Origin of the sequence: Isoptericola jiangsuensis (assembly GCF_002563715.1) — a bacterium.
Taxonomy (GTDB): domain Bacteria; phylum Actinomycetota; class Actinomycetes; order Actinomycetales; family Cellulomonadaceae; genus Isoptericola; species Isoptericola jiangsuensis.
Map to the genome: position 1 here is coordinate 2,191,060 of NZ_PDJJ01000001.1, position 19,050 is coordinate 2,210,109.

The window sequence follows — 19,050 nt, forward strand, 5'->3', positions numbered from 1 at the left end:
GGGCGGCCCGGGGGCCTCAGCGCCCGGAGGCGGCGGACGCGGCCGAGGCCGCCGACCGGCCCTCGCGCCGCGGGCGCAGGACGTACTGCTCCGCGAAGAACGCGATCACGACGGCGATGAGGACCACCGGGGTCATCTGCGGTGCGGCCGGGCCGAGGAGGATCACCACGAGGACCGCGGAGGCGACGGGGAACGGCAGCACGGCTGCCGTCGCGGCCGCCATGCCCGCGCTCATCGCGGGGATGGGGCCGAAGCCCGGCAGCCCGGAGAACGCCAGGCCCGCCGCCGCGCCCAGCAGGATCGCCGGAAAGATCGGGCCACCGCGCAGGGCCCCCATCGACACGCCGTAGCCGACGGCCTTGAAGGCGACCAGGGCGATCAGCACGGGCACCGACCAGGCGGCGGGGTCCGAGGCGAGCGGTGCCAGCATGGACTGCCCCGACATCGTCACCTCCGCCGGGGAACGGCCGGTGATCAGGGCGTACGCACCGGCCGCCAGACCGACGACGAGCGCGGCGCCCAGCGCGGCCGTGAACGGGTGTCGCGCGGCCACCGCCTTGCTCCACTCGCCGAGGCGGAAGACGAAGCGGACCCCGACGGCGATGACCAGCGCCAGGGGCAGCGTCCACAGCACGTCCGCGAGGTCGAGGCGTTCGGGCGCGTCGATCTCGGGCAGCGCGAGCGACGAGATGCCGAACCCCGTCCAGTGCCCGAGCCCGGTGAACACCAGCGCGCCGACGCCCGACGACAGCAGGCACGGCAGCACGACGCGGGCGAGCCGCGGTCCGGCGATCCCCGCGGCCTCGAGCACGAACACGGCGGCGATCAGCGGGCTGCCGAAGATCGCGGCGAGCGCCGCGGAGGCGCCTGCCGCGGTGACGAGCCCGATCGCGGTCGGGTCCTCCAGCCGGGCCACGGGCCGCACGAAGATCATGGCGAAGGCGCACCCGAGCGCGAGCAGCGGGGCCTCGGGGCCGAGCACCGCGCCGAGCGGGAGACCGCCCAGGGCGGCGAGGAGGATGCCCGGGACGAACCGGGCCGGCACCGGGGCGATGCTCAGGCCGTCGATCGGCACGTGCCCGCCGTGGCCGGGGAGCCACCTCACGGCGACGCCGACCAGGACCCCGCCCAGGGCGAGCCACGGGAGCGCGTACCACCAGGGGGCGACGTCCATGCCGAGCGCCTCGGGCAGCTGCTCCCACACCGCGTGCTCCATCCAGTGGAGCAGGGCGAGGAACCCGAAGGCCACGAGCGACACGGGGATGCCGACGCCGGCCGCCAGGAGCAGGAGACGGAGGTAGCCGCGCTCGCGTGCCACGCGCTGCTCGGCGGAGAGCGGGTCCTGCTCGGCGGGCTCGGCCGCGGCGTCCTGGGTCACGGGTGCTCCGTCTCGCTCAGAGCGCGTCGTCGCGCTGCGTGGGGTGGGTGTCGTCGGCGGCGGGGACGGCCCGGCCACCGCTGCTGGGCAGCCGCTGCATGCGGGCGGCGCTGATCGGGAAGACGAGCACGGAGAGCATGCCGGCGGCGACGAGCGCGGCGGCGTGGGCCTCGGGGAGCTCGCCGGCGTCGACGCCGACGGCGGTGACGACGACGATGAGGGGCAGGCCGGTGGCGGACAGGGTGCCGAGCGCGGCGGCGTCCCGCTTGCCGAGGCCGCGACGGTGCGCGACGAAGGTGGGCACGCCGCGCACGAGGAGGAACAGCACCGTGTACAGCGGCACGGTGAGCAGGACGCGCGGGTCCGCGGCGAGGGACGCGACGTCGAGGGTGACGCCGCTCATCACGAAGAAGACGGGGATGAGGAAGCCGAACCCGATGCCCTCGAGGCGCGACTCGACGACGTGGGTCTCGATCGGGTCCGACGACGACAGGAACAGGTGCACGAGGATGCCGGCGGTGAACGCGCCCAGGACGGGGTCGAGACCGAGGGCGGACGCGGCGGCGAACATCGCCACGACGACGAAGACGCAGAGCCGGACGGCCACCTGGGAGCTGGTGCCGAGCGTGGCGGTGACGAGGCGGCCGAGGCGGGGGTGCCGGGGCTGGCGGGCGAGGATCGCCCCGGTGACGGCGAGCGCGGCGAAGGCGAGCAGCAGCAGGAGCGTCTCGGCGGGCCGGTCGCCGGACAGGATGAAGGCGATGGCGAGGATGGGGCCGAACTCCCCGACGGTGCCGACGGCCAGGACGCGGTCGCCGAACGGGGTGCCGCTCTGCCCGGCGTCGCGCACGATCGGCAGGATGACGCCGAGGGCGGTGGTGGTCAGGGCGAGGCCGACGACGAGCCCGGCGTGCGGGCCCGCGATCCAGAGCCCGACCGCGAGGCCGAGCGCGAGGGAGGCGGCCCAGCTCACGGCGGCGCGGCGCAGCGGCCCGCCGCGGATGCGGGAGAACTCGATCTCGTACCCGGCGAGGAACATCAGGAAGGCCAGGCCGAGGTCGCTGAGCGCCTCGACGACGTCGTTGGGCTGGACCAGGCCGAGCAGCGTGGGCCCCACGACGATGCCGAGCAGGATCTCCACCACGACGGACGGGACCCGGATCCACGGTTCGACCCGGTCCACGACGAACGGGGCGAGCACGGCCACACCGGCGATCACGGCCAGCATGGTCACGGTGTCGGTCGACACGGGCGAAACCTCTCTTTCGGGGCGTCCGTCGCCGTCGTGCCGAGCATAGGCGCGCAGGCCCGGGACGCCACCGGAACAGCCGCCGGGCCCCTGCACCGCAGGGTGCAGGGGCCCGGTCGGTCGGACGTCAGCCGAGGATCTTGGCCTTGGCGGCCGCGAACTCCGCGTCGGTGAGCAGTCCGGCGGTGCGCATCTCGCCGAGCTGCTGGAGCTGGGCCATGGTGTCGCCGCCCCCTCCGGCCGGCGCCACCTGCGGCGCGGGCTGCTGCTGGGCGAGCTGGGCCTGCTGCTGCGCGATCATCTGCTGCATCTGCTGCTGCTGGGCGTACTGCGCCTGCTGCGCGTCGTAGGCGTCCGCGGCCGCGCGCTGGTCGGCGCGCGACGCGGCCCGGTTGTTCATGCCACGGCTCACCGCGTTCGCCGTGCCGGTGATGACCGCGGTGCGCGCCATCGTGCCGATCAGGCCCGGGCGTCCCATCCGTCCGACCATGTCACTCCTCCTCCTCGCTGATGAGGGCCACCAGCTCCTCGACGGCGGCTGGCGGCACGGTCGTCATCTCGACGATACGTCCGCCCTTCGCGCGGATCGCGCCGGTGAGGCCCTCGGCCCACGTGTGCTCGAAGACGAGCATGCCGACGGCGGTGCCGGGCTCGAGGTCGTCGGCGATCGCCGCGACGTCGTCCTCGGCGAGCAGGCCGCTCGGCTCGCCCACGAGGTCGCCGAGCTCGGCGCCGGCGTCCACCGCCTCGAACCACTCGATGTCGCCCGCGGCGTCCTTGCGGACGGCGAGTGCGTCGACGACGTTGATGGTCCCTGCGTCCTGCAGGCGGCTCAGCTCGGCGACGATCTCGCCGGTGAACTCGCTGTCGCCGAACTCCACGATGAGGAGCTCGACGGGTGCGCTGACGTTCATGTCCTGCCTCTCCGTCGGACGGTCCCGGGCGATCGCCTCCGTCCCGCCGACGTCGGCGGGACGGGCGGCCGAAGCTGCTGGTCACCCGGCTCGATCATCGGGGCGCCACGGACCGGCCGCAACAGGAGGCGTGGCGGGTCGTCGGTGACGTCTCGGGGGTGTCGTGTGAGACGACTGTGAAGGCTGTCGTGTCGTGCCCGACACGCCGACGGGGCGGTCGCAGAATCGTGGCGTGCGCTCCACCGAGACCCCCATCTTCGACGCCCTGGCCCGCGAGTTCGAGTCCCACCGTCCCCTGCTGCACGTGGCCCGTGCGCTGGGCGGCGACCCTCTCGGCGACCCGTTGTCGCACACGCACGCGTTCGACGTCTCCTACGCCGCCCAGGGCTCCGGCGCGCTGCCGCGGCGCGCGCGTCAGGACGCGGGCCGGGCCTGACCCGGCGCGGTCGCCGGGCCCGACCTCACGCGGGGTCGAGCGCGCCGCGCACGATCGAGTCGCCCGAGTGCACCGGGTCGCCGTCGTAGGGCTCGGCCGACACGTCGACAACGGAGTACTTCTCCAGGTCGAGGCCGTCCGGGACGGGGAAGGTCCCCTCGTCGTCGTCCAGGACGCCGAGGCTCACCATGCCGCTGAGGTCCGCGGCGAGCAGCCACACCTCGCGGTAGGCGTCCCCGGTCACGGTGCCGTCGGCGACGTGCACGACGACCTCCCGCACGCCGTCGGGGTCCTCCTCCACGACGGCGGTGCCGGTCGAGCCCGGCCAGCCGGGCAGCGGCTCGAGGGCCGCCGACGCGACGGCGACGGGTGCCGGGGCGGGCGCGGGGGTACGCCCCCGTTCCCACACCACGCCGCCGGCGACACCGACGACGAGCGCCGCGGCCGCGGCCGCCCCGGCACGGACGAACGTCCGGCGCCGGCGGGAGGCGAGGTCCACGACGGTCGTGACCGGCGGTGCGTCCGGTGTCCCGGGCACGGCGGCGGGCCGCGGCGGCGCCGACGGGGCGCCGGCGTCCGCGCGCACCTCGGCACGCACCCGCTCCCACACCTCGGCCGGCGGCGCGACCAACGGGCCGGCCTCCCGACCGACCTCCGCCGCCCGGGCGAGGGCGTCGTGCTCGGCACGGCACGCGGCGCAGCCGCTCAGGTGCGCGCGGTCCGCGGGCGAGCCGAGGTCGTCCTCGCCCAGCGCCCAGAGCGCCAGGACCTCGGGGTCAACGTGCTGCACCATCCACCTCCAACCGTGCTCGTAGCCTGCCCAGGCTGCGCCGGACGTGACTCTTCACCGTACCCAGCGGCAGCGCCAGCTCCTCGGCGATCTGCGCGTGGGTGAGGTCCCGGTAGAACGCGAGGCGCAGGATGCTGCGCGCCGGGTCGCCCAACCGGTCCAGCTCGTCCGCGACGACCGCCCGGTCGAGCACCGGCGCGGACACCGGGTCGTGCTCCCCCACCGGGTTGGGTGCGTACGCCTCGGCGGCCTGCCGCTGGCGGCGCTGCCGCTCCCGCGCCGCGTGGACGTCCGCGACCTTGTGCCGCGTGATGCCGAGCAGCCAGGTCGACAGCCGCGCCCGCGCGGGGTCGTAGGTGGCCCGCGAGCGCCAGGCCGCCACGAACACCTGCTGCGTGACGTCCTCGGCGTCGGCGGCCTCCGCGAGCGAGCGCAGCGCGACGGTGTGGACCAGCGGCGACCAGCGGCGGTAGGCAGCCGCGAGGCCGTCCTCCGTCCCGGTCGCGAACGCCGCCGCGACGGCGTCGTCCTCGGTCGTGGTCGGGGGCCCGGCACCCTCGGCCCGAGTGGTCACGGCACCTCCGTCGTCGGGCGCCGGTCCGCCCCGGCGCGCTCCTGGTGACAACCTAGCGGTCGGAGCGGCCTGGAGCACCGGGCACCGCCGTGACGACGAGGTTGTCCTCGTAGCTGCCCGCGGCGGCGTCCCAGCGGCCGCCGCAGGTGATCAGGACGAGTCGCGGGTCCCCGCCGCGCTCGAACAGGGCGTCGAGCGGGACCGTGCTCTTGTCGTACCGGCGCACGTCGGTGACGCGGTACCGGTACCGCGTCCCGTCGGCGTCGACGACCGTGACCCGCTGCCCCGGCCGGGCGGTGGCGAGCGCCGCGAACGCGCCGACGCCGTCGGAGGTGTCGACGTGGGACGCGATGACGACGTTGCCCTCGTCCTGCCCGGGGGCGGCGCCGTAGCGGTACCAGCCGGCCACGTCGCCCGAGCCGGGCAGCTCCATGGACCCGTCGGGGTCCACGCCGACGGCGCGGACGGGGACGTCGAGCGTGGAGTCGACGACGACGCGGACGGGCCGCGCCACCGGGTCCGCCGGCGCGAGGTCGGCCGACCGGACGGGCACGTCGGGGACGGTGCCCGTGGCGGAGCCGGCCGCCGGGCGGGGGTCGGTCCCGCGTCCGCCCGGCGGCCGGGGCTCACCGGTGGCCGCCGGGGCTCCGGCGACGACGGCCGTGCGCACCTCGGGGGCCGTCGCGCGCGGGACCTCGGTCCCGACGCCCCGGCCGCCGAGCAGCCCCACGACGGCGACGACGGCCGCCAGCACACCGGTGCCGACGACGACCGCCCAGCGCCGCGGACCGCCGCGGCGGACCAGGCGTCGGGCCCGGTCCGCCACGGCGGTGCGCTGCGTGCTCACTCGTCGTCGTGGCGTGCCGCGACCGCGGTGCGCAGCCCGCCGATGCCGATGACGACGAACAGCAGGCCGAGCGCGCCGACGACCGTCCACACCAGGGGCCAGCTCGTGGCGGCCGCCTCGCCGGTCGTGCCCGCGTCGACCCCGTCGGGGCTCGAATGCATCCCCTCGACGGTCTGCGTGGCGAGCGCGAGGGTGTCGTCGTCGAGCGATCCCCAGGCGTACACGATCGTGTTCACGCCCTCGGCGACGTCGACGTCGGCCGGCCCGAGCACGGGCTCGGTGGTCCCGGCGGCCGCGACGGCCGCGGGGACCGTGCCGGCGGGCAGGTCGAGGACCGCCTCGTCGGGGTTCTCCAGGCCTTCGATCACGGGGTCGTCGCCGGCGAGCACGTCGACGGCCGGCGCCGCGGCGACGTGCCGCACGGTGAGGCGGCCCTCCCCGGCGGCGATGTCGGAGGTGTCGTTCGTGAAGAGCGACGCCGTGGGTGCGCCGTCGACGTCGAGGTGGGCGACCGCGGTGTAGCTGGTCCCGCCCTCCAGCGGCAGGTCGACCGGCCCGATGACGGGGTCGGAGTCGTCCTCCGCGTCGGCGGCGGTGACGGCCACCGAGTACGTGCCGGCGGGCAGCTCCAGCGGCCCGGCCAGGTCGCCGGGTGCGAAGTCGTCGAGGGTCAGCTCGCCGTCGACCCAGACGTCCACGGTGGTGTCGGGCACGCCGTGCAGGACGGAGAGCATGGCGTCGCCGTCGGCCGCGGCGGCGGGCGAGGCCAGCGCCGCGGCGGTGGTGGTCGCCAGGACCGCCAGACCGAGCGTCGTCGCACGTCGGTGGTTGCGCATCGTTACCTCCTGGTTCGGGCCCGCCGTCGTCGGCGGGCTCTGTGCTGTCACCTGGTGTTCGCCGCGAGCAGCCCTGCTGGATGCATCTGCATGAAAAAACTTCGAGAGCACCTGTCGTGGGCGCGTCCGGTCCACCGGCAGGTCCGACCGGCCGGCCGCACGCCACCGCCCCGGGGCCGGTCGTGGCGGCCGCGGCACGTGAAGAGTTCGCATCGATCGGTGTCCGGGACGCCCCGGATGTCGTTCGACGGTCCCGGGGTCGAGTAACGTCGTCCGAGCGCACGCAGGGGCAGGCGCCGGTGCGCCGCGCCCCCGACCCGGGAACCGTCCCGGCGACCGGGCGCACCCACGACGACGACAGGTGAGGAGAGGGGGACGGTGAGCGCGCAGCAGCTCAGCGCGGACCGGCCCGGGCGGGCCACGCACGGCGGGTCCGGCACCGGCACCGCGCACGGCAAGACGATCCTCCTCGGCGAGCACGCCGTGGTCTACGGGTCGCCCGCGATCGCCGTCCCGCTCCCCCGCCTGGCCGCTCGGGCGCACGTCGACCTCGACGCCCCCGCCGCCACGCTCACCACGTCGCTGTGGACCGGTCCGCTCGGTGACGCGCCCGCCCGGCTCGCCCCCACGCTCACCGCGCTGCGCACCACGCTGGCCGCCCTGCGACCCCGCGACGCCGCCGCGCTGGAGGCCACCGCTGCGCTGCACGTCACCAGCGACGTGCCGCACGAGCGCGGCCTCGGGTCCAGCGCCGCGGTGGCCGCCGCCGTCGTCCGCTCCGTGGCGGCCGCCCTGCGGCACCCACTCGACCCCGACGAGCTGCACGAGCTCGTGCAGGCGTCCGAGCGGGTCGCGCACGGCTCCCCCAGCGGCCTCGACGCGCGCAGCGTCGTCGCCGACGGCCCCCTGTGGTTCCACCACGGCGAGGCACGCCTGCTGCCCGTCGGTGTCGACGGCGTGCTCGTCGTCGCGGACACCGGTGTCGCCGGGGACACGCGCTCGGCCGTCGCCGGGGTCCGCGCCCGCCGGGACGCCGACCCCGCGGCCGCCCGGGCGCTCGACCGGCTCGGCGACCTCGTCACCGCGGGCCGCGACGGCCTCGCCGCGGGCGACCTGGACGCCGTCGGGTCCGTCATGGACGAGGCCCACGGCCTGCTGGCCGACCTCACCGTCTCCAGCCCCGAGCTCGACGGGCTCACCGCCGCCGCACGCGCGGCCGGGGCGCTCGGCGCCAAGCTCACCGGCGGGGGACGCGGCGGCTGCGCCGTCGCGCTCTGCGCCGACCCGACGACCGCGGCGGACGTCGCGGCGGCGGTGACCGCCGCCGGCGCCACCGGCGTGTGGACGTCGCCGCTCACCCCGACCACCGCCGACCAGCCCATCAGCCCGACCGGGAGCACGCCCACCGCATGACCGCCGCCACCGCCCGCGCCTACCCGAACATCGCCCTGGTCAAGTACTGGGGCAAGCAGGACGCGGCGCTCAACCTCCCCGCCACCGGCAGCCTCTCGCTGACGCTGGACGTCTTCCCCACCACGACGACCGTCGAGCTCGTCGACGGCCCCGAGGACGCGTTCTCGCTCAACGGCGCCGTCGCCACCGGCACGCCCGCCGCGCGCGTCTTCGCGTTCCTCGACCTCGTGCGCGAGCGCGCCGGGTCCACGGCCCGCGCCCGCGTCGAGTCCGTCAACGCCGGCCCCACGGGTGCCGGGCTGGCGTCGTCGGCCTCCGGCTTCGCCGCCCTCGCGGCCGCCGCGAGCGCCGCGTACGGCCTGCCGCTCGACACGGCGTCGCTCAGCCGCCTGGCGCGGCGCGGCTCCGGGTCGGCCGCCCGGTCGATCCTGCCCGGGGTGTCGGTGTGGCACGCGGGCGACGACGCGTCGTCGTACGCCGAGCCCGTCGAGGCCCCCGAGCTGGCGATGGTCGTGGCGACGGTCGACGGCGGCCCGAAGGCCGTGTCCAGCCGCGAGGCGATGAACCGCACGGCCGCGACGTCGCCGTACTACGACGGCTGGGTCACCTCGACGCGCGAGACCCTCGACGAGATGCTCGCCGCCGCCCGGCGCGGCGACTACACGCGCATGGGCGAGCTGACCGAGCTGTCCGCCCTGCGCATGCACGCGTCGATCCAGGCCTGCGACCCGCCGGTGCGCTACCTCGTGCCCGCGAGCGTCGCCCTGTTCGACCGCGTGGCCGCGCTGCGCGCCGAGGGCGTCGAGGCGTACGCGACCGCGGACGCGGGCCCGAACGTCGTGGCGCTGTGCCGGCCCGCCGACCGCGAGGCGGTCGCGGCGGCGCTGCGCGACTCCGGCCTGGCCGGCGAGGTCACGGTGGCCGGGTCCGGGCCCGGGGTCGAGGTGTCGCAGGCCGAACCCGCCGGGGCCGCCTCGTGATCAGCGTCTCGGCGCCCGGCAAGCTGTTCGTCGCCGGGGAGTACGCCGTCGTCGAGCCGGGCCAGCCCGCGGTGCTCGTGGCCGTGGACCGCTACCTCACGGTGCACCTGCGGGAGAGCGTCGAGGCGGGCACCGTGCACTCGCCGGAGTACGGGCGCCTGCCCCTGGTGTGGCGTCGCGACGGCGACGGCGTTGCCATCGACGTCGAGCACCACCCCTACGACTACGTCATGTCCGTCATCACCCTGGTGGAGCGGCTGCGGGCCGAGCGGGGCGTCGCACCCCGGTTCTTCGACCTGCGGATCGACAGCCAGCTCGACGACGCGTCGGGCCGCAAGTTCGGTCTCGGGTCGTCGGCCGCGGTGACGGTCGCGACGGTGCGGGCCCTGGACGGGTTCTACGGTCTGGGCCTGACCCGCCGCGCGGCGTTCCAGCTGGCGCTGCTCGCCACCGTGCGGGTGGCGCCGACGGCGTCGGGCGGCGACCTCGCGGCGAGCACGTTCGGCGGGTGGATCCGCTACTCGGCGCCGGACCGCGCGCGGCTGCGCGCCCGGCTCGACGACGGCACGTCGCTGACCACGCTCCTGGCGGACGCCGAGGCCTGGGAGGGACTGAGCCTGCGCCGCCTCACGCCGCCGGCCGCGCTGCGGCTGCTGGTCGGGTGGACGGGCAGCCCGGCCTCCACGGAGCGGCTGGTGGACCAGGTGCAGCGCCGCCACCGGGCGGGCGCCTACGACCAGGACGCGTTCCTCGCGGAGTCCCGCGACGCCGTCGACGCCCTCACGGCCGCGCTGGACGCGGGCGACGACGAGGCGGCGGCCGCCGCGCTGCGGACCGCGCGCGGCGTCATCCGGCGCCTGGGCGCCGCCACCGGCCTCGCCATCGAGACCGACGGGCTGAGCACGCTGGCCGACGTCGCCGAGGCCGCGGGCGCGGCCGGCAAGTCGTCCGGCGCGGGCGGCGGCGACTGCGGGATCGTGCTCGCCCCCGACACCGCGGACGTCGGCCGGATCATGCAGGGCTGGGAGGCGCACGACATCCGCCACCTGGCGATCTCCGTGCACCCGGACGCCGGGGGCGTCGATGACTGAGCCGACCCCGCGGCCGGACGCCGCCGCGTCCTTCGCCCCGCCGCCGCCCGACCCGGCGCGCGCGGGCCGCAAGGACGAGCACGTGCGGCTCGCCGCCGGGCAGCAGGCCGCCATGGCGGCGGGCGCCGGACCCCGCAACGACTTCGACGACGTCGAGCTCGTGCACCACGCGCTCGACGGCGTCGACCCCGCCGGCGTCGACCTGGGCACCGACGTCGGCCCGTGGCGCTGGCCGCTGCCGGTGTACGTCAACGGGATGACGGGCGGCAGCGTCGCGACCGGTCGCCTCAACCGCGCGATCGGCATCGCGGCCCGCGTCACCGGCGTGCCCGTGGCGACCGGGTCGGTCAGCGCCGGGCTGGACGACGCCGGGGCTCGCGCCACCTTCACGGTGATGCGCGAGGAGAACCCCGACGGGTTCGTCATGGCGAACCTCGGCGCCGACCGCACCCCCGACGACGCCGTCCGCGCCGTCGAGATGCTCCGCGCCGACGCCCTGCAGGTGCACCTCAACGCCGCGCAGGAGACGGTGATGCCCGAGGGCAGCCGCCGCTTCGACACCTGGGCGCGCAACGTCGCCGCGATCTGCGCGGCCTCCCCCGTGCCCGTGGTCGTCAAGGAGGTCGGCGCCGGCCTCAGCGGCCGCACCCTGGCGCGGCTCGCCGGGCTCGGCGTCACCGTCGCGGACGTCGGTGGACGCGGCGGCACCGACTTCGTCGGCGTCGAGAACGACCGTCGCCCCACCCGCGACCTCGCCTACCTGCGCGGCTGGGGCCAGTCCGCCGTCGTCTGCCTGCTCGACGCCCCCACCGGCGCTCCCCACCTGCTGGCCTCCGGCGGCGTGCGCACCCCGCTCGACGTCGTGCGCGCCCTCGCGCTCGGCGCCCGCGCCGCCGGGGTCGCCGGCCGGTTCCTGCGCGTCCTCCTGGACGACGGCGAACCCCCGCGCGACGCCGCCGCGACCGACCGTGCGGCCGCGCGCCTCGTCGAGGAGATCGAGGTGTGGCGCGACCACCTCGTCGCCCTCCACGGCCTCCTCGGGGCGCCCACCCCGGCCGACCTCGTCACCACCGACGTCCTCCTGCGGGGTACCGTGCGGGAGACCGCCGCCCTGCGCGGGACCGACGTCGGCGCCCTCACGCGGCGTTCCGCCGCCCGGCCCGTCCCCGACCTGAACCGCGACCTCACCGCCCGTCACGATGGAGCACCGCATGCCTGACACCGTCACCCCGATCCCCACCCGCTGGGTCGGGCCGATCCGTGTGAGCGGCAACGCCGTCACCGGGGAGATCGAGGTGCCGCTGGCCACCTACGAGACGCCCCTGTGGCCGTCCGTGGGCCGTGGCGCCCGCGTGTCGCGCCTCGTCGAGAGCGGCATCACCTGCACCGTCGTCGACGAGCGCATGGCGCGCTCCATCCTGCTCGTCGCCCCCGACGGCGCCACCGCGTACGCGGCCTCGGTCGACATCAAGGGCCGCCTCGCGGAGCTGCAGGCGCTCGTCACCACGCAGAGCCGGTTCGCGAAGCTCATCGAGGTGCGCGACGAGATCGTCGGCAACCTGCTGTACCTGCGCCTGGAGTTCACCACCGGCGACGCGTCCGGCCACAACATGGTGACGCAGGCCGCCGACCTCATCCTGAACCACCTGCTGGCCGCCGACCCGCGGCTCGCCTACGGGTCGGTCTCGGGCAACTTCTGCACCGACAAGAAGGCCAGCGCCGTCAACGGTCTGCTCGGGCGCGGCAAGAACGTCGTCGCGGAGATCCTCGTCCCCGCCGACCTCGTCACCAAGCAGCTGCGCACCACCGCGGAGCGCGTCGTCGAGCTCAACACCCGCAAGAACCTCGTCGGCGGCATCGCGGCCGGCTCGCTGCGGTCCGCGAACGCGCACTACGCGAACATGCTCCTCGCGTTCTACCTCGCCACCGGCCAGGACGCCGCGAACATCGTCGAGGGCTCCCAGGGCATCACCTACGCCGAGGCCCGCGGCGAGGACCTGTACTTCTCCTGCACGCTGCCGAACCTCATCGTGGGGACCGTCGGCAACGGCAAGGACCTGCCCGTCGTCGAGGACGCCATGGAGCGCCTCGGCTGCCGGGAGGACCGCGAGCCGGGCGCCAACGCCCGGCGGCTCGCCGCGCTCATCGCGGCGAGCGTGCTGTGCGGCGAGCTGTCGCTCATGGCCGCGCAGACCAACCCCGGCGAGCTCATGGCCGCGCACCTGCGGCTCGAGCGTCGCCGCCAGGACGCCGGGAGCGTCGCGTGAACACCCTTCCCACCCCCGGCCCGACCCACGAGGCGACGATGATCGGCATCAGCGACCTGTCCCTGGCCACCGGCCACCACGTGCTCGACCTGGCGCACCTCGCCCAGGCCAACGGCACCGACCCCGCGAAGTACCGGGTCGGCCTCGGCCAGGACGAGATGAGCGTCCTGGCGCCCGACGAGGACGTCGTCACGCTCGCCGCCGCCGCCGCGCTGCCCGTCGTGCAGCGTCACGGCACCGACCGGATCCGCACCCTGCTGGTCGCCACCGAGTCCGGCGTCGACCAGTCGAAGTCCGTCGGCGTGTGGGTCCACCGCCTCCTCGGTCTGCCGTCGTCCGTGCGCACCGTCGAGCTCAAGCAGGCGTGCTACGGCGGCGCCGCCGCGCTCCAGGCCGCGCTCGGCATCGTCGCGCGCGACCCGCGCCAGCAGGTGCTCGTCGTCGCCACGGACGTCGCCCGCTACGACGTCGAGACCGCCGCCGAGCCCACCCAGGGTGCCGGCGCCGTCGCGATGCTCGTCGAGGCCGACCCCGCGCTCGTCGCGATCGACCCCGTGTCCGGCGTGCACACCTCCGACGTCGACGACTTCTGGCGCCCCAACGACCACGCCTCCGCCGTGGTCGACGGCCGCCTGTCCGTGTCGGCCTACCTCGACGCCCTCACCGGCGCCTGGGACGACTACCGCGCCCAGGGCGGTCACCCGATCGAGGACATCGCCCGGTTCTGCTACCACCAGCCGTTCACGCGGATGGCGACCAAGGCGCACCGCAAGCTCGCCCAGCACACCGGCGTCGACCTGGACGAGGTGCTGCTCGAGCCCACCACCCGCTACAACCGGCGGCTCGGCAACTCCTACACGGCGTCCCTGTGGGCCGCGCTGACGGCCCTGCTCGACGACCCCACCGACCTGACCGGGGAGCGCATCGCGCTGTTCTCCTACGGCTCCGGCGCCGTCGGGGAGCTCATCACCGGCGTCGTGCGCGACGGCTACCGCGCGCACCTGCGCGCCGACGACAACGCCCGCTCCCTCGACGAGCGCAAGCCCGTCGACCTCGCCACGTACCGTGCCCTGCACGCGGCTGCCGGCGCGCGCGGCAGCGAGGACCACGACGTCCCCGTCTCGACGTCCGCACCGTTCCGGTTCGCCGGGGTGCGCGGCCTCGCCCGCCGCTACGAGGGCGGCGCGCAGGCCTGACGGCCCGTCCGTGAAGGGCGCCGGGTGGTGGAACCACCCGGCGCCCTTCGTCGTGCCGGGAAGGTGACGGCGCGTCCGATCCACGTCACCGCGGCGGTCCGCGTGTCGGGCGGGCTCCGGGGATAGCGTGAACCCACGTTTGTGAAGCCTTTCACAAGATAGGGGTCTCGGATGGGCACGCTGATCGACGCGACGGCCACGGTGCGCGAGTACGTCGAACGGGAGGACTGGCGGGTCGCGGCGAACGCGAACCAGGGCTACTCGCTCGGCGGGCTGGTGCTCAACGCCGCGGGCAAGACCATCGCGAACTACTGGCTCGACGAGGTGCTGCCGCCGGACCTCGCGACCGCGCACCGCGAGGGCGACGTGCACGTGCACGACCTCGACGTGCTGGGCGGCTACTGCGCCGGCTGGTCCTTGCGCCGGCTCCTGTCCGAGGGGTTCGGCGGGGTGCCGGGCGCGGTGACGTCCCGCCCGCCGAAGCACCTGGGCTCGGCCCTCGGGCAGATCGTCAACTTCTTCGGCACGCTGCAGAACGAGTGGGCGGGCGCCCAGGCGTTCAGCTCGTTCGACACCCTGCTCGCGCCCTACGTGCACGTCGACGGCCTCACGGCCGAGCAGGTGCACCAGGAGATCCAGGAGTTCGTGCACAACCTCAACGTGCCGTCGCGGTGGGGCACGCAGACGCCGTTCACGAACCTCACGTTCGACCTGACGTGCCCCGACGACCTCGCGGGCGAGCACCCCGTCGTCGGCGACCGGGTCCTGGACGTCACGTACGGCGACCTGCGCCACGAGTCGGACCTCGTCAACCGGGCGTTCGTCGACGTGATGACGGCGGGCGACGCCGCGGGGCGCGTGTTCACGTTCCCCGTCCCGACGTACAACATCACCGCCGACTTCGACTGGGACTCCCCCGTGGCGGACGCCATCTTCGCGATGACGGCCCGGTACGGGACGCCGTACTTCCAGAACTTCGTCAGCTCGGACATGAAGCCGGGCGACGTGCGGTCCATGTGCTGCCGGCTCCAGCTCGACCTGCGCGAGCTCCTGGCGCGCGGCAACGGCCTGTTCGGCTCCGGCGAGCAGACGGGGTCGATCGGGGTGGTCACCCTCAACTGCGCGCGTCTCGGGTACCGGTTCGGCACGGACCGCGCCGCGCTGCTCGCCGAGGTCGACCGGCTGGTCGACCTGGCCGCGGAAGGCCTGGAGGCGCGGCGCGCGACGGTGCAGGAGCTGATGGACCGCGGCCTGTACCCGTACACGCGCCGGTACCTCGGCACCCTGGACGCGCACTTCTCGACGATCGGGGTCAACGGCGTCAACGAGATGATCCGCAACGCCACGCAGGACGCCGAGGACATCAGCACCTCCTTCGGGCACGCGTTCGCGGTGGCGCTCCTGGAGCACGTCCGCGAGCGCCTCGTGGCGGTCCAGGAACGCACCGGGCACCTGTACAACCTCGAGGCGACACCGGCGGAGGGCACGACGTACCGGTTCGCCCGGGCGGACCGCGCCCGGTTCCCCGGCATCCTGCAGGCGGGGTCGGACGCCCAGCCGTACTACACGAACTCGACGCAGCTGCCCGTGGGGTTCACGGACGACCCGTTCGAGGCCCTGGCCCGTCAGGACGAGCTCCAGCGGCTCTACACGGGCGGCACGGTGCTGCACCTGTACATGGGCGCCGAGATGTCCGACGTGGCGACGTGCAAGGCGCTGGTGCGCCGGGCGCTGGAGAACCACCGGCTGCCGTACCTGACGGTGACGCCGACGTTCTCCGTCTGCGCGACCCACGGCTACCTGTCCGGCGAGGTGCCGGCGTGCCCGTCGTGCGGCGCGGACACCGAGGTGTGGACCCGCGTGATGGGCTACTTCCGTCCCGTGGCGTCGTTCAACACGGGCAAGCAGGGCGAGCACGCCGAGCGCGTGCCGTTCCGCGAGGCGTTCGTGGGGGTGTGAGCGGTGCCGACACGTCAGTCCCCGCCGCTGCGCCTGGCAGGGTTCGTCCCCTTCTCCCCCGTGGACCGGCCCGGTCGGCTGGTCGCGACGGCGTTCACGCAGGGCTGCCCGTGGCGGTGCACGTACTGCCACAACCCGTCGTTGCAGGAGGTGCGGCGCCCACCCGGTGCGACGTGGCAGGAGGTGCTCGACCACCTGGGCCGACGTCGCGGGCTGCTCGACGGGCTGGTGGTGTCCGGTGGCGAGCCCACGCTGCAGCCGGGCCTGCCCGACGCGTGCCGGGACGTGCACGACCTCGGGCTGGAGGTCGGTCTGCACACGGGTGGGGCGTGGCCGGACCGGCTGGCCCGGGTGCTGCCGCACGTGGACTGGGTGGCGCTCGACATCAAGGCGCCGCCGCGGCGGTACGCGCGGGTGACGGGCGCCGGTCCCTCGGGGGCGGCGGCCTGGCGGTCGCTCGGCCTCGTGCTGGCGTCGGGCGTGGACCACGAGGTCCGCACGACGGTCGACCCGACGGTGCACTCGCGCGAGGACGTCCTGGCGATCGGTGCGTGGCTGACCGGTGCCGGCGTGGAGCGGTGGGTGCTCCAGGAGGCGCGACCGGACGGCGCCGACCCGCTGTGGGCGCGTCGGCTGCGGGGTCGCCGGCTCGCCGACGTGCTGCGCGACGACGACCTGCCCGGCGTGGAGCGCCGGGTGGCGTGAAGGGCGGGGCCGGTCGCCCGGCCCCGCCCCTCGCGGTCAGCCCTGACGGGCCTTGAACCGCGGGTTCTGCTTGTTGATGACGTAGGTCCGGCCGCGGCGGCGGACGACCTTGGAGCCGGGCGCGAGCTTGAGCGACCGCAGCGAGGAGCGCACCTTCATCGCGCGGACCTCGTCCCGTAGCGCTGGTTGAACTTCTCCACGCGTCCGGCCGTGTCGACGACGCGGGCGCTGCCGGTCCAGAACGGGTGGGACGCGCTGGAGATCTCGACGTCGACGACGGGGTAGGTGCGCCCGTCCTCCCACTCGACGGTGCGGGTCGGCACGCCGGGGCCGGAGGGGGTGCTCCCGGCCAGGGTGGACCGGGTGAGGAACGCGAACCCGGCGGCGGCGTCGCGGAACACGACGGGGCCGTAGGCGGGGTGGATGGTCTTCTTCATGGTCTCTCCTTCACCAGCTGGACGTGGTGACGCCCGGCAGCTCGCCCCGGTGCGCCATCGCCCGGAGCCGGAGGCGGGACAGCCCGAACGTGCGGTGGTAGCCGCGCGGGCGGCCGTCGACGACGTCGCGGTGGCGCAGGCGGACCCGGCTCGCGTCGCGGGGCTGGCGCTGCAGCGCCATGACGGCGGCGGCGCGCTCCTCGGGCGAGGACGTCGGGGACGCGACGATCTTCTTGAGGACGGCGCGCCGTGCGGCGTGCCGTGCGACGACCTCGGCACGGCGGGCGTTCGCCGCGATCTTCGAGCTCTTGGCCATCAGCGCTCCTCGCGGAAGTCGACGTGGCGGCGGGCGACGCGGTCGTACTTCGTGAGCACGAGCCGGTCGGGGTCGTTGCGGCGGTTCTTGCGGGTCACGTAGGTGACGCCGGTACCGGCCGTCGAGCGGAGCTTGACGATCGGGCGGAGGTCGTTGCGGGCCATCAGACCTTCTCTCCTCGGGCGTGGATGCGGGCGACGACGACGTCGATGCCGTGACGGTCGATCGTGCGGATTCCCCGCGCGCTGACGCGCAGGGTGACGTGGCGCCCCAGGCTGGGTACCCGGTAGCGCTTGGACTGGATGTTCGGGTCCCAGCGGCGCTTGGTGCGCACGTGGGACCGGGAGACGGAGTGGCCGAACCCCGGGACGGTCCCCAGGACCTGGCATCGGGCGGACATGGCGCCCCCTTCTGTCGCTGCTGTTGAGAACGGTTCTCAGCAGAGCTAGAGTCTCACACAACTGATAAGCGTTCTCAACAACAGGAGTGGCCTTGTCCGCATTCCCGCACGACGAACCCGTCGCCCTCAGCGTCCTCGTGGCGGTCGACCCGGTGCTCCAGGAAGCCGCCGCCACCGGGCTCGCGCTCGACGCGCCCCGCACCGTGACGGTCCGCCACGACCTCACCGGCGACGACGGCGTCCTGCGCCGCGTCGTGCTCGACGCCGGCGGCGTGCTCGAGGACGAGCAGGTCCCCCTCGAGCACACCTGCCTGTCGTGCTGCGTCCGCGAGGACGCGGTGCCCACGCTGCGCCGGCTCGCCGCCGACGGCCGCTGGGACGACATCGTGCTGGCGCTGCCCACCACGGCCGAGCCCCTGCCCGTCGTCCGGGCCCTCGGGGCCGAGACCTCCCCCGGCGGCGCACTGATCGGCTGCCGCCTCGCCACCACCTTCGCCGTCGTCGACCTCGACACGCTCGAGGACGACCTGCTGGGCGCCACGCTCTGCGGCGAGCGGGGCCTGGCGCTCGCCGCCGACGACGAGCGCTCCGTCGGCGAGGCGCTCGCCGCGCAGCTCGAGCAGGTCGACCTGGTGGTCACCACCGGGGACGCGGCCACCGGGTCCGGGCTCGTCGACCGGCTCCGCGGACGGGGCACGCGTCGCCTCGAACCGCTGCACGCGCTGCGCGCCGCCGACCTCGCCGCGGGCCGCCACGACGCCGTCGCCGCCGAGCGCCGCGCGCACCCGCTGGCCGCCCGCACAGCGGCCGCGCCCGGGACGCCCGCCCGGCCGGACGACCGCAGCTGGACCCTCGTGCTCACCGCCGCCCGACCCCTGCACCCCGAACGGCTCCTCGCGCGGGTCGAGGACCTCGGCACGGGCCCCCTCCGGGCCCGCGGCGTGTTCCGCGTCGCCAACCGCCCCGACTCGGCGTGCCTGTGGGACGGCGCCGGCGGGCAGACGTTCCTCGCCGACCTCGGCCCCTGGGAGCACGCCGCCGCCGGGGCCGCGCCGACGACGCGCCTGTGCGTCGTCGGCGCGGGCGACCCCTCCGACGCCGACCTCCTGCGCCGCCGGATCGTCGCCGCGTTCGACGCGGTCGTCGCCACCCCGGACGAGGTCGCCGACGGCGGGCTCGCCTGGCTCGGGGCCCCCGACGTGCTGGCACCCTGGCTCGGCGACCGCTCCCCCGCCTGACCCGCGCCGGGACCGCTCCGGGAC

General features: G+C 75.5%; 23 protein-coding genes. 10 read left to right on the top strand and 13 right to left on the bottom strand.

Going from position 1 to position 19,050, the window contains the following annotated elements:
• Window positions 1-16: 16 nt before the first annotated feature.
• The 4 genes from ATJ88_RS09980 to ATJ88_RS09995 form a co-directional block, all read right to left on the bottom strand.
• Window positions 17-1,378, bottom strand: coding sequence for a chloride channel protein (locus ATJ88_RS09980; RefSeq protein WP_211287495.1), 1,362 nt, complete (start codon window positions 1,376-1,378; stop codon window positions 17-19).
• Window positions 1,379-1,394: 16 nt separating this feature from the next.
• Entirely contained in the window at window positions 1,395-2,627 is a 1,233-nt protein-coding gene (locus ATJ88_RS09985) for a cation:proton antiporter (protein ID WP_211287496.1), read from the bottom strand.
• A 127-nt stretch (window positions 2,628-2,754) separates the two neighbouring features.
• On the bottom strand, window positions 2,755-3,117 hold the full coding sequence (locus ATJ88_RS09990; protein WP_098463698.1) for an SHOCT domain-containing protein: 363 nt from the start codon (window positions 3,115-3,117) through the stop codon (window positions 2,755-2,757).
• A gap of 1 nt (window position 3,118) precedes the next feature.
• On the bottom strand, window positions 3,119-3,541 hold the full coding sequence (locus ATJ88_RS09995) for a DUF6325 family protein (RefSeq protein ID WP_098463699.1): 423 nt from the start codon (window positions 3,539-3,541) through the stop codon (window positions 3,119-3,121).
• 232 nt (window positions 3,542-3,773) lie between these two features.
• Between ATJ88_RS09995 and ATJ88_RS10000 the strand changes: the two genes are divergently transcribed.
• On the top strand, window positions 3,774-3,977 hold the full coding sequence (locus ATJ88_RS10000) for a hypothetical protein (RefSeq protein ID WP_141538646.1): 204 nt from the start codon (window positions 3,774-3,776) through the stop codon (window positions 3,975-3,977).
• 25 nt (window positions 3,978-4,002) lie between these two features.
• Here ATJ88_RS10000 and ATJ88_RS10005 read toward each other — a convergent pair whose 3' ends face one another.
• The 4 genes from ATJ88_RS10005 to ATJ88_RS10020 are packed head-to-tail and all read right to left on the bottom strand — an operon-like array spanning window position 4,003 to window position 7,024.
• Window positions 4,003-4,770, bottom strand: coding sequence for an anti-sigma factor (locus ATJ88_RS10005; RefSeq protein WP_098463701.1), 768 nt, complete (start codon window positions 4,768-4,770; stop codon window positions 4,003-4,005).
• Window positions 4,754-5,341 (bottom strand): RNA polymerase sigma factor, encoded by a 588-nt coding sequence (locus tag ATJ88_RS10010; RefSeq protein WP_170023583.1) that lies wholly within the window; start codon window positions 5,339-5,341, stop codon window positions 4,754-4,756. Before ATJ88_RS10010 ends, ATJ88_RS10005 begins: the two co-directional genes overlap by 17 nt.
• Before the next feature lie 52 nt (window positions 5,342-5,393).
• Window positions 5,394-6,188: a class F sortase gene (locus ATJ88_RS10015; protein ID WP_098463703.1), complete on the bottom strand. Its 795-nt coding sequence runs from the start codon at window positions 6,186-6,188 to the stop codon at window positions 5,394-5,396.
• On the bottom strand, window positions 6,185-7,024 hold the full coding sequence (locus ATJ88_RS10020) for a DUF4397 domain-containing protein (RefSeq protein WP_098463704.1): 840 nt from the start codon (window positions 7,022-7,024) through the stop codon (window positions 6,185-6,187). Before ATJ88_RS10020 ends, ATJ88_RS10015 begins: the two co-directional genes overlap by 4 nt.
• A gap of 378 nt (window positions 7,025-7,402) precedes the next feature.
• On the opposite strand from ATJ88_RS10020, the gene mvk reads away from it, so the two are divergent.
• The 8 genes from mvk (at window position 7,403) to ATJ88_RS10060 (ending at window position 16,635) form a co-directional block, all read left to right on the top strand.
• On the top strand, window positions 7,403-8,437 hold the full coding sequence (gene mvk / locus ATJ88_RS10025; protein WP_098463705.1) for a mevalonate kinase: 1,035 nt from the start codon (window positions 7,403-7,405) through the stop codon (window positions 8,435-8,437).
• Window positions 8,434-9,417 (top strand): diphosphomevalonate decarboxylase, encoded by a 984-nt coding sequence (gene mvaD, locus ATJ88_RS10030; protein WP_098463706.1) that lies wholly within the window; start codon window positions 8,434-8,436, stop codon window positions 9,415-9,417. The genes mvk and mvaD overlap by 4 nt, the downstream gene beginning before the upstream one ends.
• Window positions 9,414-10,508 carry a phosphomevalonate kinase gene (locus tag ATJ88_RS10035; protein WP_098463707.1) on the top strand — a complete coding sequence of 365 codons (1,095 nt, stop codon included), beginning with the start codon at window positions 9,414-9,416 and terminating at the stop codon, window positions 10,506-10,508. Before mvaD ends, ATJ88_RS10035 begins: the two co-directional genes overlap by 4 nt.
• Window positions 10,501-11,727: a type 2 isopentenyl-diphosphate Delta-isomerase gene (gene fni, locus ATJ88_RS10040; protein WP_098463708.1), complete on the top strand. Its 1,227-nt coding sequence runs from the start codon at window positions 10,501-10,503 to the stop codon at window positions 11,725-11,727. The genes ATJ88_RS10035 and fni overlap by 8 nt, the downstream gene beginning before the upstream one ends.
• Window positions 11,720-12,775, top strand: coding sequence for a hydroxymethylglutaryl-CoA reductase (locus ATJ88_RS10045; protein WP_098463709.1), 1,056 nt, complete (start codon window positions 11,720-11,722; stop codon window positions 12,773-12,775). The genes fni and ATJ88_RS10045 overlap by 8 nt, the downstream gene beginning before the upstream one ends.
• Window positions 12,772-13,971, top strand: coding sequence for a hydroxymethylglutaryl-CoA synthase (locus tag ATJ88_RS10050; protein WP_245852326.1), 1,200 nt, complete (start codon window positions 12,772-12,774; stop codon window positions 13,969-13,971). Before ATJ88_RS10045 ends, ATJ88_RS10050 begins: the two co-directional genes overlap by 4 nt.
• Before the next feature lie 171 nt (window positions 13,972-14,142).
• Window positions 14,143-15,930 carry a ribonucleoside triphosphate reductase gene (locus ATJ88_RS10055; protein ID WP_098463710.1) on the top strand — a complete coding sequence of 596 codons (1,788 nt, stop codon included), beginning with the start codon at window positions 14,143-14,145 and terminating at the stop codon, window positions 15,928-15,930.
• Window positions 15,931-15,933: 3 nt separating this feature from the next.
• Complete coding sequence (locus ATJ88_RS10060; RefSeq protein ID WP_098463711.1) at window positions 15,934-16,635, top strand: anaerobic ribonucleoside-triphosphate reductase activating protein; 702 nt, start codon at window positions 15,934-15,936, stop codon at window positions 16,633-16,635.
• Between the two features lie 36 nt (window positions 16,636-16,671).
• Here ATJ88_RS10060 and ykgO read toward each other — a convergent pair whose 3' ends face one another.
• The 5 genes from ykgO to rpmB are packed head-to-tail and all read right to left on the bottom strand — an operon-like array spanning window position 16,672 to window position 17,788.
• Complete coding sequence (gene ykgO / locus ATJ88_RS10065; protein ID WP_098463712.1) at window positions 16,672-16,794, bottom strand: type B 50S ribosomal protein L36; 123 nt, start codon at window positions 16,792-16,794, stop codon at window positions 16,672-16,674.
• Window positions 16,791-17,072, bottom strand: coding sequence for a type B 50S ribosomal protein L31 (locus tag ATJ88_RS10070; protein ID WP_098463713.1), 282 nt, complete (start codon window positions 17,070-17,072; stop codon window positions 16,791-16,793). Before ATJ88_RS10070 ends, ykgO begins: the two co-directional genes overlap by 4 nt.
• 10 nt (window positions 17,073-17,082) lie before the next feature.
• Complete coding sequence (gene rpsN / locus ATJ88_RS10075; protein ID WP_098463714.1) at window positions 17,083-17,388, bottom strand: 30S ribosomal protein S14; 306 nt, start codon at window positions 17,386-17,388, stop codon at window positions 17,083-17,085.
• Entirely contained in the window at window positions 17,388-17,552 is a 165-nt protein-coding gene (rpmG, locus tag ATJ88_RS10080) for a 50S ribosomal protein L33 (RefSeq protein WP_098463715.1), read from the bottom strand. Before rpmG ends, rpsN begins: the two co-directional genes overlap by 1 nt.
• Window positions 17,552-17,788, bottom strand: a complete 237-nt coding sequence (gene rpmB / locus ATJ88_RS10085; RefSeq protein ID WP_098463716.1) for a 50S ribosomal protein L28 — start codon at window positions 17,786-17,788, stop codon at window positions 17,552-17,554. The genes rpmG and rpmB overlap by 1 nt, the downstream gene beginning before the upstream one ends.
• A gap of 92 nt (window positions 17,789-17,880) precedes the next feature.
• Between rpmB and ATJ88_RS10090 the strand changes: the two genes are divergently transcribed.
• A complete protein-coding gene (locus ATJ88_RS10090; RefSeq protein WP_098463717.1) occupies window positions 17,881-19,026 on the top strand; it encodes a GTP-binding protein in 1,146 nt (381 codons plus the stop codon).
• The last annotated feature ends 24 nt before the right edge of the window (window positions 19,027-19,050 follow it).